General features: G+C 60.2%; 13 protein-coding genes. 5 read left to right on the top strand and 8 right to left on the bottom strand.

Annotated elements, in window-relative coordinates; translation table 11 throughout:
* Nucleotides 1-5 precede the first annotated feature (5 nt).
* Nucleotides 6-1,106, top strand: a complete 1,101-nt coding sequence (locus ACR52_RS02125; protein WP_048719997.1) for an efflux RND transporter periplasmic adaptor subunit — start codon at nucleotides 6-8, stop codon at nucleotides 1,104-1,106.
* 6 nt (nucleotides 1,107-1,112) lie between these two features.
* The gene (locus tag ACR52_RS02120) at nucleotides 1,113-4,181 is read left to right on the top strand and encodes an efflux RND transporter permease subunit (protein ID WP_048719994.1); all 3,069 of its coding nucleotides are present in this window, start codon (nucleotides 1,113-1,115) and stop codon (nucleotides 4,179-4,181) included.
* A 131-nt stretch (nucleotides 4,182-4,312) separates the two neighbouring features.
* Here ACR52_RS02120 and ACR52_RS02115 read toward each other — a convergent pair whose 3' ends face one another.
* Complete coding sequence (locus tag ACR52_RS02115; RefSeq protein WP_048719992.1) at nucleotides 4,313-4,768, bottom strand: Lrp/AsnC family transcriptional regulator; 456 nt, start codon at nucleotides 4,766-4,768, stop codon at nucleotides 4,313-4,315.
* Between the two features lie 301 nt (nucleotides 4,769-5,069).
* Here ACR52_RS02115 and ACR52_RS02110 point away from each other — a divergent pair, with 301 nt between their 5' ends.
* Nucleotides 5,070-5,687 carry a LysE family translocator gene (locus tag ACR52_RS02110; protein WP_048719990.1) on the top strand — a complete coding sequence of 206 codons (618 nt, stop codon included), beginning with the start codon at nucleotides 5,070-5,072 and terminating at the stop codon, nucleotides 5,685-5,687.
* Between the two features lie 49 nt (nucleotides 5,688-5,736).
* On the top strand, nucleotides 5,737-6,330 hold the full coding sequence (locus tag ACR52_RS02105) for a LysE family translocator (RefSeq protein WP_048719989.1): 594 nt from the start codon (nucleotides 5,737-5,739) through the stop codon (nucleotides 6,328-6,330).
* Nucleotides 6,331-6,366: 36 nt separating this feature from the next.
* Here the strand turns inward: ACR52_RS02105 and ACR52_RS02100 are convergent, their stop codons facing one another.
* Genes ACR52_RS02100 through plsB form a run of 3 tightly spaced genes read right to left on the bottom strand, consistent with a single transcriptional unit; the run spans nucleotide 6,367 to nucleotide 10,070 of the window.
* Complete coding sequence (locus tag ACR52_RS02100) at nucleotides 6,367-7,056, bottom strand: DUF4197 domain-containing protein (RefSeq protein ID WP_048719987.1); 690 nt, start codon at nucleotides 7,054-7,056, stop codon at nucleotides 6,367-6,369.
* 26 nt (nucleotides 7,057-7,082) lie between these two features.
* Nucleotides 7,083-7,484, bottom strand: coding sequence for a YbaY family lipoprotein (locus ACR52_RS02095; protein ID WP_048719985.1), 402 nt, complete (start codon nucleotides 7,482-7,484; stop codon nucleotides 7,083-7,085).
* Between the two features lie 51 nt (nucleotides 7,485-7,535).
* Complete coding sequence (plsB, locus tag ACR52_RS02090) at nucleotides 7,536-10,070, bottom strand: glycerol-3-phosphate 1-O-acyltransferase PlsB (protein WP_048719983.1); 2,535 nt, start codon at nucleotides 10,068-10,070, stop codon at nucleotides 7,536-7,538.
* A gap of 181 nt (nucleotides 10,071-10,251) precedes the next feature.
* Here plsB and ACR52_RS02085 point away from each other — a divergent pair, with 181 nt between their 5' ends.
* On the top strand, nucleotides 10,252-10,461 hold the full coding sequence (locus tag ACR52_RS02085; RefSeq protein WP_032891681.1) for a cold-shock protein: 210 nt from the start codon (nucleotides 10,252-10,254) through the stop codon (nucleotides 10,459-10,461).
* A gap of 143 nt (nucleotides 10,462-10,604) precedes the next feature.
* On the opposite strand, the gene ACR52_RS02080 is transcribed toward ACR52_RS02085, so the two are convergent.
* The 4 genes from ACR52_RS02080 to ACR52_RS02065 form a co-directional block, all read right to left on the bottom strand.
* Nucleotides 10,605-10,982 carry a hypothetical protein gene (locus tag ACR52_RS02080; RefSeq protein WP_048719980.1) on the bottom strand — a complete coding sequence of 126 codons (378 nt, stop codon included), beginning with the start codon at nucleotides 10,980-10,982 and terminating at the stop codon, nucleotides 10,605-10,607.
* A gap of 71 nt (nucleotides 10,983-11,053) precedes the next feature.
* Nucleotides 11,054-11,863, bottom strand: coding sequence for a putative RNA methyltransferase (locus ACR52_RS02075; RefSeq protein ID WP_048719978.1), 810 nt, complete (start codon nucleotides 11,861-11,863; stop codon nucleotides 11,054-11,056).
* Nucleotides 11,863-13,014, bottom strand: a complete 1,152-nt coding sequence (gene dapE, locus ACR52_RS02070) for a succinyl-diaminopimelate desuccinylase (protein WP_048719976.1) — start codon at nucleotides 13,012-13,014, stop codon at nucleotides 11,863-11,865. The genes ACR52_RS02075 and dapE overlap by 1 nt, the downstream gene beginning before the upstream one ends.
* A 225-nt stretch (nucleotides 13,015-13,239) precedes the next feature.
* Entirely contained in the window at nucleotides 13,240-15,831 is a 2,592-nt protein-coding gene (locus ACR52_RS02065; RefSeq protein ID WP_048719974.1) for a glycosyltransferase, read from the bottom strand.
* Between the last annotated feature and the right edge of the window lie 141 nt (nucleotides 15,832-15,972).

Here is a 15,972-nt window from a genome sequence, read left to right as displayed (position 1 = left end):
TCAGCATGCGCAGTACTTTCCTGCCCCTTGCGTTGCCTGTCAGCCTGGTCTTCCTGTTAGCCGCCTGCGGCCACGAAGAAGCGGCCCAGACCACCATCCGTCCGGCCATGGTGGTGCAACCGCAGCCATCGGCGCAGGCGATGGACAGTTATCCAGGTGAGGTACGTGCCCGCTACGAGCCCGACCTGGCCTTTCGCATCGGTGGCAAAGTCAGTAAACGCCTGGTGGAGGAGGGCGAGCGGGTCAAGGCCAACCAGCCGCTGGCGGAGCTCGACCCCCAGGATGTGCGCCTGCAATTGGAGGCCACTCGCGCCCAAGTCGCCGCCGCCGAGGCCAACCTGAGCCTGGTGCGTTCCGAGCGTGATCGCTACAAGACCCTGATGGACCGTCAGATGGTCAGCCGCTCCCAGTACGACAATTCCGAAAACCTCTACCGAGCAGGTGTTGCGCGCCTGAAGCAGATCAAGGCCGAGTTCGACGTGTCGAGTAACCAGGCCGGTTATGCCGTGCTGCGTGCGCCGCAGGACGGCGTGGTCGCCAAACGGGCGGTGGAAGTCGGCCAGGTGGTTTCCGCCGGCCAGACCGTGTTCACCCTGGCCACCGATGGCGAGCGCGAGGTGCTGATCAGCCTGCCTGAACAAGGTTTTGGCCGGTTCAAGATCGGCCAGCCGGTGACGGTCGAATTGTGGAGCCAGCCGGACCAGCGTTTTGCCGGGCGCATTCGTGAGCTGTCACCCTCAGCAGATCCGAAATCTCGCACCTTCGCCGCCCGCGTCGCCTTCACCGGCGGCAAAGTTCCGGCGGAACTGGGCCAGAGTGCCCGCGTATTCATGCAGGCCGACAGCGTTATTGCGCTGTCGGTACCGCTGTCTGCGCTGAGTGCGGAGAACGGCGCGTCCTACGTCTGGCGTGTGCAGCCGGACAATACCCTCAAGCGCACCCCGGTACGCATCGGCGCCTTCGGTGAAAAAACCGTACCGGTGCTCGAAGGGCTTAACCCCACTGATTGGGTGATTGCTGCGGGAGTGCATGTGCTCCATGAGGGCCAGCAAGTACGCCCGGTGGACCGTTCCAACCGTGTGGTGAATCTGGCGGCCAAGGAGTAGTCCCCGATGGGTTTCAATCTTTCCGAATGGGCGTTGCGTAATCGCCAGATCGTACTGTTCCTGATGATCCTGCTGGCAGTGGTCGGCACCTTGTCCTACACCAAGTTGGGGCAAAGTGAAGACCCGCCGTTTACCTTCAAGGCCATGGTCATCAAGACCAACTGGCCCGGCGCCACAGCCCAGGAAGTGTCGCGCCAGGTCACTGAGCGCATCGAGAAAAAACTCATGGAGACGGGCGATTATGAGCGCATCGTTTCCTTCTCGCGGCCCGGAGAGTCACAGGTCACCTTCATCGCCCGCGACTCGATGCACTCGGCGCAGATTCCCGAGCTGTGGTACCAGGTGCGCAAGAAAATCAGCGATATCCGCCAGACCTTGCCACCGGATATCCAGGGGCCGTTTTTCAACGATGAATTTGGCACCACGTTTGGCAATATCTACGCCCTGACCGGCGATGGCTTCGACTACGCGGTGCTCAAGGACTACGCCGACCGCATCCAGATTCAGCTGCAACGGGTGCCGGATGTGGGCAAGGTCGATCTGCTTGGCCTACAGGACGAGAAGGTCTGGATCGAACTGTCCAACCTCAAGCTCGCCACCCTAGGCCTGCCATTGGCCGCCGTGCAGCAGGCGTTGCAGGAACAGAACGCCGTCTCTACGGCAGGCTTCTTTGAAACTCCGAGCGAGCGCGTGCAACTGCGGGTGTCGGGTAACTTCAAGACGGTGGAGGAGATCCGCGCCTTCCCGATTCGCGTGGGCGATCGCACTTTCCGTATCGGCGACGTGGCCGACGTCCATCGGGGCTTCAACGATCCACCGGCCCCGCGCATGCGTTATATGGGCGCGGACGCCATCGGCTTGGCCGTGGCTATGCGTGACGGCGGCGACATTCTGGTACTGGGCAAGGCGCTTGAAGGCCAATTCGCACGCTTGCAGAAGAACCTTCCTGCGGGCATGGAGCTGCGCAAGGTGTCAGACCAACCGGCAGCGGTGAAAACCAGCGTCGGAGAATTCGTCCAAGTGCTGGCTGAGGCGCTGGCCATTGTATTGCTGGTGAGCTTTTTCTCCCTCGGCGTACGCACCGGTATGGTGGTGGCCCTGGCGATTCCGCTGGTGCTGGCAATGACGTTTGCCAGCATGTATTACCTCGGCATCGGCCTGCACAAGATCTCCCTCGGCGCCTTGGTACTGGCCCTCGGCTTGCTGGTGGACGATGCGATCATCGCCGTGGAAATGATGGCGATCAAAATGGAGCAGGGCTACGACCGGCTTAAAGCCGCGAGTTTCGCCTGGACCAGCACCGCGTTCCCGATGCTCACCGGCACGCTGATCACGGCGGCGGGTTTCCTGCCGATTGCCACCGCGCAATCAAGCACCGGCGAATACACCCGTTCGATATTCCAGGTGGTGACCATCGCGTTGCTGGCCTCTTGGGTCGCCGCCGTGGTGTTTGTGCCGTACCTGGGGGAAAAACTCCTGCCGGACCTGGCGAAAATTCATGCGGCCAAACACGGCGCCAATGGCCCTGATCCCTACGGCACACCGTTCTACCAGCGTGTAAGACGTTTGGTGGAGTGGTGCGTACGCCGGCGTAAAACCGTGATCGTGCTGACGCTGTTGCTGTTTATCGGCTCGGTCGCGCTGTTTCGCTTTGTGCCGCAGCAATTCTTCCCGGCCTCCGGTCGCCTGGAGTTGATGGTCGACCTCAAACTGGCCGAAGGCACCTCACTGAGCAACACTGCCGACCAGGTCAAACGCCTGGAAGCGTTACTCAAGGAACACGCCGGTATCGACAACTATGTGGCGTATGTCGGCACCGGTTCGCCGCGCTTCTACCTGCCGCTGGACCAGCAACTGCCTGCGGCCAGCTTCGCGCAATTTGTGGTGTTGTCCAAGACCATCGAGGAACGCGAAAGCCTGCGTATTTGGCTGATTGAAACCCTCAACGAACAATTCCCCACTCTACGCTCGCGCGTCACTCGCCTGGAAAACGGCCCGCCCGTGGGCTACCCGGTGCAGTTCCGTGTGACCGGCGAACACATCGAAGAAGTCCGCGCCCTGGCTCGGAAAGTGGCGGCGAAGGTTCGCGAAAATACCCACGTGGTCAACGTGCACCTGGACTGGGAAGAGCCGAGCAAAATCGTCTACCTCAATATCGACCAGGACCGCGCCCGCGCGCTCGGTGTGAGCACGGCCAACCTGTCGAAATTCCTGCAGAGTTCCCTGACCGGCTCCAGCGTCAGCCAGTACCGCGAGGACAACGAGTTGATCGAGATTCTCCTGCGCGGCACCGTGCATGAGCGTACCGAGTTGTCGCTGCTGCCAAGCCTGGCGGTGCCGACAGACAACGGTAAAAGCGTGGCACTGTCGCAGATCGCCACCCTTGAGTATGGCTTCGAAGAAGGCATCATCTGGCACCGCAACCGCCTGCCGACCGTGACCATTCGCGCCGATATCTATGGCAAGGAACAACCGGCGACCCTGGTCCAGCAAATCCTGCCGACCCTTGAAGGCGTGCGCGCCGAACTGCCGGACGGCTATCTGCTGGACGTCGGCGGCACTGTCGAAGACTCCGCGCGTGGCCAGAACTCGGTGAAGGCGGGTGTGCCGCTGTTTATCGTGGTGGTGCTGACCCTGCTGATGCTGCAACTGCGCAGCTTCTCACGTACCGCGATGGTGTTTCTGACAGCTCCCCTGGGCCTTATCGGCGTGACGTTGTTCCTGCTGGTGTTCCGCCAACCCTTCGGCTTCGTGGCCATGCTCGGTACCATCGCCCTGTCGGGGATGATCATGCGTAACTCGGTGATTCTGGTGGACCAGATCGAACAGGACATCAAGGCCGGCCTGGCGCCGTGGCAGGCGATCATCGAAGCCACAGTGCGCCGCTTCCGACCGATTGTTCTCACTGCGCTCGCAGCGGTGTTGGCAATGATCCCGCTGTCACGCAGTGTGTTCTTCGGGCCGATGGCGGTGGCGATCATGGGTGGGTTGATAGTGGCGACGGCGTTGACGTTGTTGTTCCTGCCGGCGCTGTATGCGGCGTGGTTCCGCGTCAGGAAGGACACTGGCCAATAATAAGGTCGTTAACCGGGCGTGTGCATATAAGTGTATGCGCCCTTTGACGTTTTAGGTGTGTAACAGTTAAGTGGGACATTCCTGATGTCCGATGATGGTGGTCACAGTCTGGATATTTCCCACTGATTGGCTTAGAGGTTGGGTAGTTTCTTATCAACTGTTTTTATAATGGAAGTGTTAGTGTCGGCCAGTCGTGTTATTTTTTGCAGTGTGTGGTCCAGATGGCTGACAGACTCAATATACAGATGGCAGACGAAACTATCCTCTCCGGTAATTTTGTAGCAAACAACACACTCCGCCATATCCGCGAGCATTTGTTCCACGGCCTGAAACTTTCCCGTAAACGGTTTTACCCGTACGAGTGCTTGTAGTGAAAAGCCCAACGCAGTGGCATCCAACTCTACGCTGAACCCAGTGATGACGCCGCCTTCCTCCAGGCGTTTAAGGCGCTCACTGCAACCCGGCGCCGACAATCCTACCTGGCGACTGAGCGCACGGATGGACGCACGGGCGTTCTGGTGAAGGGCGAGAATCAGGGCACGATCAATCGGGTCTAGTTCCTGATCGTTCTTTGTAAGCTTTTTCATTAAATGGACCTTACGAACATTGATGAAACAGCAAGGAAATCTTACATACCATAATTCCATGAAAAAATAATGGCTTTTTTAAAAGGGATGACTAATGCTTTGTCTTTGGTTGCCTCCGCCACGGTGCAATTAATTTGATAAGGTGTCGCTGTGTCAACTGATGTTGTACGGAGCCGCGTCTTGAGTAGGTTGTGCGCTTTATATGCACTCGTTCATGAAAGTTTAAAGCATCAATAATTTGTAAAGTGTGTTCCTACTCCCCCAATAAGTTGCGACGACTACTGGAATAGAGGAGACCTGTATGCCCGGCACCCCACTATCCGTCTATCAGGCGACATTTACTTTCGCCGTCGCCGCCATTGCACTACTCGCCAGCCCAGGGCCAGCGACTCTGGCGTTGGCGGCGAGCGGAGCAGCCTATGGCATGAAGCGTTCGATTCGGTTTTTCATCGGGATCACGGCGGGACTAGTGATTGCCATGGCATTGGTTGCCACGGGACTGTATGTGGTGTTGCACAGCTTTCCCGTGTTAGCGATGGCGCTAACTGTCATCTCCATTGTTTATATCTTGTCGCTGGCTTATCGGATTGGCACTGCGCCGCCGATCAAGTATGAGCAGGCGGTGGTCACGCCAGGCTGGGGTGCCGGGTTTGTGCTGGGGGCCGCGAACATCAAGGCATATGCAGCGTTTGCGGCGTTGTTGGGCAGTTTTACCTTGGGTGCGTCGCCAGCCTGGGAGCAGGGTACGAAGGCGTTGATCTGCCTTGTGGTGTGTGTGGTATTCGACTTCTTGTGGCTCTTTGCGGGCAGCAAACTTCGCAAGGTGTTCATCCACCCCACCTGGAGTCGAGTACTTAACGTAAGCTTCGCGCTTTTGATGATAGCGACAGTCGCCTGGTCATTCACGCTGACGCAGTAACGCTATCGGTGGAAAGGCGATTGATCATTTCCCGCCGAGGATAATCTTCATGTTTGGGACTGTTTCTGCATTGGTGTTGCTGCTGGTCGTGCCTGGCCCGACAAACACTCTGTTGCTGCGAGCAGGGGTGTTGTTTGGGTTTGCGGCTTCTTGGCGCCTGGCCTTTATCGAGTGCCTGGCGTACTTGCTCCAGGTATCGGTGTGGGGGGCGGCGTTGCTCTATCTCTCGGCCTGGTCCCCGTGGGCTGTGAAAGCCACGCAGTTGGCCGCCGCGTGCTATTTGTTGTACCTCTCCTATAAGTTGTGGCTGCGCAAGAACAGCGTAGTCAGCCCGGCCCGCGACCGCTTCTCCGGGCCGTATTTCTTTTTACTGACGGTGATGAACCCCAAGGGCTTGCTGATCGTTTCGTTCATCGCGCCGCTCGATACGTTCGTCACGCTGCACGGGTACGCAGCTTTCATGACCACGCTGGCATTGGTCATCGTTCCGGTAGGGTCGGTGTGGATTTTATTCGGCAGTCGCTTCGCCGGGATTCAGAAGACTTGGTTGACGCCGCTGAAGATCAATCGCGCTACTGCAGTCGCGATTGTCTGTTTTGCGATGCTTATGATTGGCCGTCTGGCTGGCTCGATTAGTCCATGAGTCCGTTCCCGGATGAGGGAACGGACTTTCGTGTTTTTACAACGCGCCAAACACCTTCTTCGCCAAACTGGTAGCCGCCGCTGCCGGGTTCTTGCGAATCGTCTCTTCCTGCTGCGCAATCATCTTGAACAACCCGTCGAGCGCCTGCTCGGTCACGTAGTTTTCGACATTGGCACTTTTGGCATCGACCGCGCCAAACGCCGCAGCCTTGCCGGCGAGCGCATTGTACTGCTGGGCCACGCCGACCTTGTCGGTGGCGGCCTTGACGATGGGCAGGAACTTGGCGCGGATTTGTTCGCGGCTGCTTTTGTTCAGGTATTGGGTGGCCGAGTCCTGGCCGCCGCTGAGAATGCCCTTGGCGTCGGTGATGCTCATGTTTTTGACGGCGTTGACGAGGATCGGCTGGGCCTGGGTGACGGCGGTTTCAGCGGCCTTGTTCATGCTGGTTTCCAGCTGCGTGACCTGGTCACCCATGCCAAACATTTTCAGCTTGTCGGCGACTTTGCCCAGCTTGCCCGGCAGGCCGATCTTCACTTCGGGGTTGTTGCTGAAACCACCGGGCACGCCCAGTTGTTTCACGGCGATCTGTGCACCTTGTGTCAAAGCGTCCTTGAGGCCGCCGCTGGCATCATTTTGGGACAGGCTGCCAAGGTCCAGGGCCATGGCGTTGGCGCCGAGCAGCAGGCCGGCACACAGGGCAGTGAGGCGAAGGGAGTTACGGAGCATGGGCGCTTCCTTGAGTAGGGGTGAAATCAGTGAGCGACCGCATCAACGCGCAGGCGCAGCGGCTGTGGGTCCTGGCCGTTGAGCTGCACAGTGTGCCGTTCGGTGGTGATGAACAGTAGCTTGCCATCCAGTTCGATGCGAGCGCTGACCGAGTAACTGTGGCCCGGTTTGACCTGGGCCGGGTCATAGCTCAGGTGAAACGGCAGCGGTACCTGGCCTTTGATCGGGCCTTTCTGCTCTGCGAGGGTCACGGCGGGGGCATCCGCCAGGGACACGTCTTGCAGGCTGACACTCAGGGTGGCCGCGGGCGGCAGGGCGATGCGTTGCAGGTAGAACACTTCGCCGTCGAGGCTGGCCTTGGGGGCAGGACTCATGGATTGGCAGGCTCCGAGCAGGGCGGTCAGGCCCAGGAGAATGATTTTCTTCATGGTGCAGCTCCTTTTCAACGGCGCCGGAATCAATCCGGCGCCTCATTCAATCTAGCGGCTTTTTTCAGGGGTGAGGGCTTCAGGATTCGGGGCTTCAGGTTCGGCGGGCGCCTCGGCCGCACCGTCCACGCGATGCAAGGCCACCTGGCGGATCGACAGGCGAATATCGGCCGGCAAGACGCGCTTGGCCGCACCTTCTGCCAATTCGCCGAGCAGGTCGTGATAGCTCAACTTGCCCGCCTCATCGCGGCGCAGCACATCTTGCTCCAGCAACGTCTGGATGAAATGTCGGAAAAGGCTCTTGTCGAAGAACTCCGGGGCGTTGAGGCCATGCAGGATCGACAGGCGCTGGGCCATGATCGTGCACAGGTCTTCCAGCTCTTCGGCGCTGATGCTGTTCTGGCCGCTGTTAAGCAACAGCGAAATCGCCATGTAGAAGCGTTGCAGGGTCTGGGCGATGCTTTTGGACAGCAGTGTCAGCAGCACGAATTGCCGCGAACTTGGCGCCGGGCGCAGGTACACGTTGTTTTCGAAGCGCAGCAGGCCTTGTCCGACAAATGCCTCCAGCCACTGGTCGACTACCGTGTCCAGCTCTTCCAGCGACCAGCGGATAAACAGCTCCGATTGCAGGTACGGGTAGAGCGCGTGGGTGTAGCGCAGGATCTGTTCGCGGCTCATCCGCGAGCTGCTCTGGAAGAAGCTCGCCAGCAACGCCGGCAGGGCGAAGATGTGCAGCACGTTGTTGCGGTAGTAGGTCATCAGGACGGCGTTCTGCTCGTCCAGGTACACAATCTTGCCCAGGGCATCGCTCTGTTCCGACAGCAGGTCCATGTCTTTGACGTGCTTGATCAGCGCCACACCGTCGCCTTCGGGCAAGGTGGTATGCGGCGAGTACGGCACGCGGCGCAACAGCGCCAGGTACAGGTCGAGCTGGCGCGCCATGGCCTGTTCATCCAGCGCCAGGCGCGTGGTCGACAACAGCGCCAGGGCCACCAGGTTCACCGGGTTCACCGCTGCCGCCTCGTTCAGGTGGCGGGCCACCTGTTCGCTGAGGCGATTGGTGGTTTCATTGAGCCAGGCCGGTTTGTAGTTCGGCCCCAGTTCCTGGGCGCGCCAGCCAGGTTGCTCGGCGTCGAGGAACTCAGCCAGCTTGATCGGCTCGCCGAAGTTCACCGCGACCTGGCCAAAGCGCTGTTTGAGCGCGCCGACCACTTTGAAAATATCGAAGATCGATTCTTTCTTCTTGGTGGCGCCGCGCAATTCGCCGAGGTAGGTACGGCCTTCGAGTACACGTTCATAGCCGATGTACACCGGTACGAACACAATCGGCATGCGCGAGGAGCGCAGGAAACTGCGCAGGGTGATCGCCAGCATCCCGGTTTTCGGTTGCAGCATGCGCCCCGTGCGCGAGCGCCCGCCTTCGACGAAGTACTCCACCGGGAAGCCTTTGGTGAACAGGGTGTGCAGGTATTCGTTGAACACCGAGGTGTACAGCGGGTTGCCCTTGAAGGTGCGGCGCATGAAAAACGCACCGCCACGGCGCAGCAGGCTGCCGATCACCGGCATGTTCAGGTTGATGCCGGCGGCGATGTGCGGCGGGGTCAGGCCATTCTTGAACAGCAGGTAGGACAGCAACAGGTAGTCGATATGGCTGCGGTGGCACGGCACGTAGATCACCTCGTAGCCTTGGGCAACCTTTTGCACGCCTTCGATGTTATTGACCTTGATCCCGTCGTAAATCTTGTTCCAGAACCAGCTCAGCACCACTTCCAGAAAGCGGATCGCGGTGTAGGTGTAGTCCGAGGCGATTTCGTTGCCGTAGCGCAGGGCCTGGGCCTTGGCTTTTTCCGGGGAGATCTTCTCGCGTTCGGCTTCCTCGCTAATCGCCTGGCGCACCAGCGGCATGTTCACCAGGCCCTTCACCAGGTTGCGCCGGTGGGACAGGTCGGGGCCGATCACGGCGGTCTTCAGGTTACGAAAGTGCACACGCAGGATGCGCTGCGCCATGCGCACGGTGCGTTCGTGACCTTTATTGTGCTCGATCAATTCACGCAGGTTGATTGGCGCAGAGAATTGCACACGGGTCTTGCGGCCGAGGATCAGGATGCTCAGCAACCGGCGCAGACGCCCGGTGACCGCCCAGCTGTCGGCAAACAACAGTTTCCACGGACTGGACTCGCTCTCGGGGGATTGTCCCCAGAACACGCTGACCGGAATGATTTGTGCATTCTCTTCGGCGTGTTCGGTGAGAGTGTTGACCAGGCGGGTCAGGGTCGGCGGTGCACCACGCTTGTCCTGGCGGCCGAGCCAGTCCGGCGCAGGCGTCAGGTAGAAGAACGCCGCGGGCTCCAGCAACGGGCCGACCGATACCGGCAGCACCGGGCGCGGCAGGCCGGCCTTGGTGCACTCGGTATCGACCACGGCCAGTTCGGTGAGGGAGGGCGATTGCAGGACGTAGAACACCGGCCGGCTGCGGTCGAGGTTAAGGGTTAGGGACGACTGGTTGATCGTCTCCGAGCGAACCCAGAGGTACAACAGTCGGCGCAAGGTGCCAAATACCAGACGGCGGAACGGGGAGCGGGTCATAGGTGTGCTGCTTCAAGTGGAAAAAACCGAGCAGGCGCTCGGGTGGGTAGTGTGCCGTATTCGCCGAAAATCGGCAAAAAAGCAGCGAAGTAAACTTGAGTTGAACGTTTTTGAGCCTGTCTTATACTCGGCAGTTCAATGCGACTGACTCAACAATAAAAACATAAGTGGGAGCAAACAGATGGCAACGCGCGAAACCGGCAATGTGAAGTGGTTCAACGATGCAAAAGGCTATGGCTTTATTCAGCGTGAAGACGGCAAGGATGTGTTTGTGCACTACCGCGCCATTCGCGGTGACGGCCACCGTTCGTTGGCCGAGGGCCAGCAGGTGGAATACGCCGTGGTGACCGGCGAGAAGGGGTTGCAGGCAGAGGATGTGGTGGGCTTGTAAGCCAGATATTTGCTTCACCGCTGAACAAATGTGGGAGGGGGCTTGTTCCCGATTGCTGAGTGTCAGTCACTGAATACATGGCTGATCCACCGCTATCGGGAGCAAGCCCCCTCCCACATTTATATTGGGTTCACAAATCAGGGTCAGGCAGTTTTCCAGGTGATCTCTTCTTCACCATCGACGCTGATGCGCATCCAACGATCAGCGCTTTCTTCACCTTCCTCTTCAACCCAGCTACCCGGCGCGCAACGCACTTCGACGTTCAGCGCGGCAAACGCGGCGCGGGCGCAGGCGATGTCGTCTTCCCACGGGGTGTTATCACTGTCCAGGTGCAGGCTGTTCCATTTGCCTACGGCTTTCGGCAGCCAGGTCACTGGTACGGTTCCGGCCTTGCACTTGTAGGTCTGGCCGCGCTGGACCCAGTCGGAGCATGCGCCCAGGGCAGCGCCCAGCCAGGCAGCGATGGCCTTGTGGTCGACGTCGGCGTCTTTGAGGTAAATCTCGATATCAGGTTGGCGCATGGATGTTCCTCGTTGCGGGATTCGAAAATCCATTCGCGGATTCTAGGTAGGCGTAGTGCCCGAAAAGTCGGTTATTGAAGCACGAAATAGTCGTAGCGCATCGACACAGTGACCAACAGCGGCTCGGCGGCCTCGATCACTTCGGCGCGGCGCTCGGCACTGGCGCGCCAGCCGTGGGGCGTCATGGCCAGCAGGTTGGCGCGGTCCTTGGGTTCGCCCAGGCTCAGCGTGAACTCGAGGTTTTCGCTGTGCGCAAGGCTCATGCCGTCCGGCACCAGGGCCAGGTGTTTGTCGTCGGTGTACTCGCGCACTTCGTCGTACAGGCGCTCGCGCAGTTCCATCAGGTGGCCGCTGGTCGGGCCGACCTTCATCAAGCCGCCGCCAGGGCTGAGCAGGCGCTTGGCCTCTTGCCAGTCCAGCGGGCTGAACACACTGGCGAGGAACTGGCAGCTGGCATCGGCCAACGGCACGCGAGCCATGCTGGCGATCAACCAGGTCAGCGCCGGGTTGCGCTTGCACGCACGCTTGACCGCTTCCCTGGAGATATCCAGGGCATAGCCATCGGCATGGGGCAGGGCGTCGGCGATCTGTGCGGTGTAGTAACCCTCGCCACAACCGATGTCCACCCAGCGCTGCGGCGCACGTTCGGCGGCCAGTTCGGCCAGGCGCTTGGCCACCGGGGCGTAATGCCCGGCGTTGAGGAAGTCGCGGCGCGCTTCGACCATGGCCAGGTTATCGCCCGGGTCGCGACTGTTTTTGTGCTGCACCGGCAACAGGTTCAGGTAACCCTGGCGCGCGCGGTCGAAACGGTGCCCGACCGGGCAGGCCACGCCATTATCGACCGCGTTGAGCGGTGCGCTGCAAATGGGGCACGCGAGCATCAGGCGAGCAACTTGATCAGGGTCTGGTAATAGATTTCGGTCAGCACATCGAGGTCGCTGGCCAGAATGCGCTCGTTGACCTGATGGATCGTCGCGTTGACCGGGCCCAGTTCGACTACTTGAGTGCCAAGCGTCGCGATAAAGCGCCCGTCGGACGTTCCGCCGCTGGTCGACGCCTTGGTCTGACGCCCGGTGATCGTCTTGATGCTGGCGGACACCGCATCGAGCAGCGCGCCCGGCTCGGTCAGGAACGGCAGGCCCGACAGCGCCCACTCCACGTGCCAGTCCAGGCCATGCTTGTCGAGAATCGCCGCGACCCGTTGTTGCAGGCTTTCAACGGTGGATTCGGTAGAGAAACGGAAGTTGAACACCGCCGTCAGGTCGCCGGGGATCACGTTGGTGGCGCCGGTACCGGAATTGAGGTTGGAAATCTGGAAGCTGGTCGGCGGGAAGAAGGTGTTGCCGTCGTCCCAATGCTCGGCGGCCAGTTCAGCCAGCGCCGGAGCGGCCAGGTGGATCGGGTTTTTCGCCAGGTGCGGGTAAGCCACATGGCCTTGTACACCGCGCACGGTCAGGGTGGCGCCGAGCGAACCGCGACGGCCGTTCTTGACCACGTCGCCCACCAATGTGGTGCTCGACGGTTCGCCGACGATGCACCAGTCCAGGCGCTCCTTGCGCGCCGCGAGGCGCTCGATCACGGCCTTGGTGCCGTGGTGCGCCGGGCCTTCTTCATCGCTGGTGATCAGGAAGGCGACCGAACCCTTGTGGTCCGGGTAGTCGGTGACAAAACGCTCCGCCGCCACCAGCATCGCCGCCAGGCTGCCTTTCATGTCTGCTGCGCCACGGCCGCAGAGCATGCCGTTGTCGTCGATCAGCGCGTCGAACGGGTCGTTCTGCCAGGCTTGCACCGGGCCGGTCGGGACCACGTCGGTGTGGCCGGCAAAGCACAGCACCGGGCCTTCGTGCTTGCCATGGGTGGCCCAGAAGTTGTCCACGTCTTCGATACGCATCGGCTCAAGCGCAAAACCGGCGTCGCCCAGGCGCTGCATCATCAGCTTCTGGCAATCGGCGTCGATCGGCGTCACGGAGGGGCGACGGATCAGGTCGATGGCAAGTTGAAGGGTCGGCGAAAGGTCGGCATGGGCCGTCATGGGAAACTCCGTAAATCGAGGCAGCGACGTTCTAATGACTGTAGGAGCGAGCTTGCTCGCGAAAAACGCAAGGGCACCGCGTGCGTTCAGGATGACCACGTCATCGTTAACGATTTTCGCGAGCAAGCTCGCTCCTACGGTGATGTGTGCAAGGCGTGCAAAACGGCCGTTATCTTATAGCAAAACGGCGGCCAGAGGCCGCCGTTTAGTGCATTGCGCAAGTTTTTACACGGCGGTTGCTGGCTCAGCCTTCGGCGCCGGTTTAGGCAACGACGACAGGAACGCCATGATCAACGCCGCCACATACGGCAGCGATTGCACCAGCAGCATCACCACCCAGAAGCGTATGTCATTGCTCGGCAGGCCCTGCACCAGGTAGATCCCCAGCGCCGCGCCCCACAACAGCAGCATGATGAACATTTCTTCGCGGGCTTCGGAAATAGCTACCCAGAAGCCGTGGTTATCCGCGTTTTTCGGTGTACGAAAGAACGGAATACTGGTGGTGAAGAAGCCATACAGCACCGCCTTGGCGATGGTGTGAGACAACGCCAACCCGGCCAGCGCCGCGCAGAACGCATCCTTCAGGTTCACACCCACCGCACGGCGGTAGAGGAAGATGATCTTGCCGACCTTGAACACGAACAATGCCAACGGCGGGATCGCGAAAATCAGCAGCGGCGGATCAACCCGCGTCGGCACGATAATCATCGCCGCCGACCACAGCAGCGCGCCGACGGTGAAGAATATGTTCATGCCATCCGCCACCCACGGCAACCAGCCCGCAAGGAAGTGGTAGCGCTGGCCACGGGTCAGCTCGGTGCCCTTGCCGCGCAGCAGGCTTGCGGTATGACGCTTGATGATCTGAATCGCGCCGTAGGCCCAGCGGAAACGCTGTTTCTTGAAGTCGATAAAGGTATCCGGCATCAGGCCTTTGCCGTAGCTGTTGTGGTAATACGCCGCCGACAGGCCTTTCTCGAATACCCGCAGGCCCAGCTCGGCATCTTCGCAGATGCACCAGTCCGCCCAGCCCAGCTCTTCGAGCACCGAGCGCCGGGTCATGGTCATGGTGCCGTGCTGGATGATCGCGTCACGGTCGTTACGCGTGACCATGCCGATGTGGAAGAAGCCTTTGTATTCCGCGTAGCAGAGCTTCTTGAACGTGCTTTCGTTCTGGTCGCGGTAATCCTGCGGCGATTGCACCACGGCAATTTTCGGGTCGGCGAAGTGCGGCACCATGTGCTTGAGCCAGTTCGGCGACACGCAGTAGTCGGAGTCGATCACCGCGATCACTTCGGCGTCCTTGGCGGTGTGCGGGATCAAGTAGTTCAGCGCTCCGCCCTTGAAACCGGCCAACGGCGAGACGTGGAAGAACTTGAAGCGCGGGCCGAGGGTTTCGCAGTAGTCGCGTACCGGTTCCCACACCGCCGGGTCCTTGGTGTTGTTGTCGATGATCAGGACTTCGTAGTCCGGGTAATCGAGGGCGGCCAGGGCGTCGAGGGTCTGTTTGACCATTTCCGGCGGCTCGTTGTAGCACGGCACGTGGATCGACACTTTCGGTCGGTAGTCCGAATCCCCCTCGACCGGCAGGAATTCACGCCGACGTTTGTGGGTCCACACCGCTTCCGCCAATTCGTGGGCTTCGGTGAGCAACACGATAAACACGCCGAGGGCGCCGAGTGCCAACAGGAATCCAACCGTCAAACTGAACCAGGTGCTGTATTGCTGGCTGTAGTCGTAGCCGATCCAAACCAGCACCGACCCGCACAGGAACGCGATAAAGGTCAGGAACGTACGGCCACGCTGGCGCAGGGCCGAGCCGTCGATCATCAGCAGGGTCAGAGACAGCAGCGCGAGCACCACCGAACCGATGGCCAGCACGCGCCATTGCGGGATCGCGACCACTGGGCCTTCAAAGTTGAATTTCTGCTGGCGCGCGGCGTTGAACACGCCCCAATAAGCGCCCGCCGAGCCTTCGTCGCTGACTTTCCATGGCTGGTCGAAGGCCTCAATCACGAAGTAGTTGTAGCCTTGACGATTGAGCTTGTTGACCAGTGTGCGTAGGTAAATCGCCTGGTCTGCAGGAGAAGATTCATTACCACCGCGCATGCGTCCGTTACTCGGCCAGCCAACTTCCGAGAGCAGCAGCGGCTTTTTCGGGAAGGCCTTCTTCAGATCCCTGGCGCGGTCGAGTACGTACTGGCCAGCCTTGTCCATCGGGATATATTCCCAGAACGGCAGGATGTGCGCGGCGATCAAGTCGACGTGCTTGGCCAGTTGCGGGTTCTTTTCCCAGATGTGCCATTGCTCGGAGGTGGTCACCGGCACTTTCACGGCGGAGCGTACGCGGTCCAGCAGTACGATCAGCGCTTCAGGGGTGATTTCCTCACGGAACAGCGCTTCGTTACCCACCACCACACGCACGACGCTGCGCGAGCTGTTGGCGATTTCGATGGCGCGCTGGACTTCGCGCTCATTGCGCTCCAGGTCCGGGCTGATCCAGATCCCCAGCGTCACACGCAGGCCGAACTCTTCCGCCAGCTTGGGAATGTCGCCCAGGGTGCCGTCGACCGAGTAGGTCCGGATGTTGTCCGTCAGCTTGCTCATGATCGCAAGGTCCTGACGCATCTGGTCGTCGGTCGGGTACTGGTCTTTCTGCGGGTACTGGCCCTGCTGGAACGGCGAGTAGGAAAACCCGGAGATCTGTTCTGGCCAGTTGGGGGCGGTGACCGGGCGGTTGATCAGCGCCCAGAAGCCGGTGAACAGCGCGGCAATTGCCAGCACCACCACCAGGTTGAGTCCAAATTTACGCGATGACATAGCGATTTCGGGTTCCAAAGGGTGCGGAACGAAAAGAGGTGTCGGCCTGCGCCGAACGGCGCGCATCCTACACCGGCCTTTCCCTCAACGTATAGCAGACAGAGAAAAGCCGGACGTTAGTCCGCGAATGTTCACCTAAGT

It is taken from the genome of Pseudomonas fildesensis (genome assembly GCF_001050345.1).
GTDB lineage: Bacteria > Pseudomonadota > Gammaproteobacteria > Pseudomonadales > Pseudomonadaceae > Aquipseudomonas > Aquipseudomonas fildesensis.
Note: the sequence above shows the minus strand (reverse complement) of the source record. Positions and strands in the feature narration are given on the sequence as shown.

What these genes read in the sequence shown, in the direction of transcription:
- ACR52_RS02085 (WP_032891681.1), top strand. Translation starts at nt 10,252, where the DNA reads ATGGCAACGCGCGAAACCGGCAATGTGAAGTGGTTCAACGATGCAAAA.
- ACR52_RS02100 (WP_048719987.1), bottom strand. Translation starts at nt 7,056, where the DNA reads ATGCTCCGTAACTCCCTTCGCCTCACTGCCCTGTGTGCCGGCCTGCTG.
- plsB (WP_048719983.1), bottom strand. Translation starts at nt 10,070, where the DNA reads ATGACCCGCTCCCCGTTCCGCCGTCTGGTATTTGGCACCTTGCGCCGA.
- ACR52_RS02095 (WP_048719985.1), bottom strand. Translation starts at nt 7,484, where the DNA reads ATGAAGAAAATCATTCTCCTGGGCCTGACCGCCCTGCTCGGAGCCTGC.
- ACR52_RS02080 (WP_048719980.1), bottom strand. Translation starts at nt 10,982, where the DNA reads ATGCGCCAACCTGATATCGAGATTTACCTCAAAGACGCCGACGTCGAC.
- ACR52_RS02105 (WP_048719989.1), top strand. Translation starts at nt 5,737, where the DNA reads ATGTTTGGGACTGTTTCTGCATTGGTGTTGCTGCTGGTCGTGCCTGGC.
- ACR52_RS02065 (WP_048719974.1), bottom strand. Translation starts at nt 15,831, where the DNA reads ATGTCATCGCGTAAATTTGGACTCAACCTGGTGGTGGTGCTGGCAATT.
- ACR52_RS02075 (WP_048719978.1), bottom strand. Translation starts at nt 11,863, where the DNA reads ATGCTCGCGTGCCCCATTTGCAGCGCACCGCTCAACGCGGTCGATAAT.
- ACR52_RS02115 (WP_048719992.1), bottom strand. Translation starts at nt 4,768, where the DNA reads ATGAAAAAGCTTACAAAGAACGATCAGGAACTAGACCCGATTGATCGT.
- dapE (WP_048719976.1), bottom strand. Translation starts at nt 13,014, where the DNA reads ATGACGGCCCATGCCGACCTTTCGCCGACCCTTCAACTTGCCATCGAC.
- ACR52_RS02120 (WP_048719994.1), top strand. Translation starts at nt 1,113, where the DNA reads ATGGGTTTCAATCTTTCCGAATGGGCGTTGCGTAATCGCCAGATCGTA.
- ACR52_RS02125 (WP_048719997.1), top strand. Translation starts at nt 6, where the DNA reads ATGCGCAGTACTTTCCTGCCCCTTGCGTTGCCTGTCAGCCTGGTCTTC.
- ACR52_RS02110 (WP_048719990.1), top strand. Translation starts at nt 5,070, where the DNA reads ATGCCCGGCACCCCACTATCCGTCTATCAGGCGACATTTACTTTCGCC.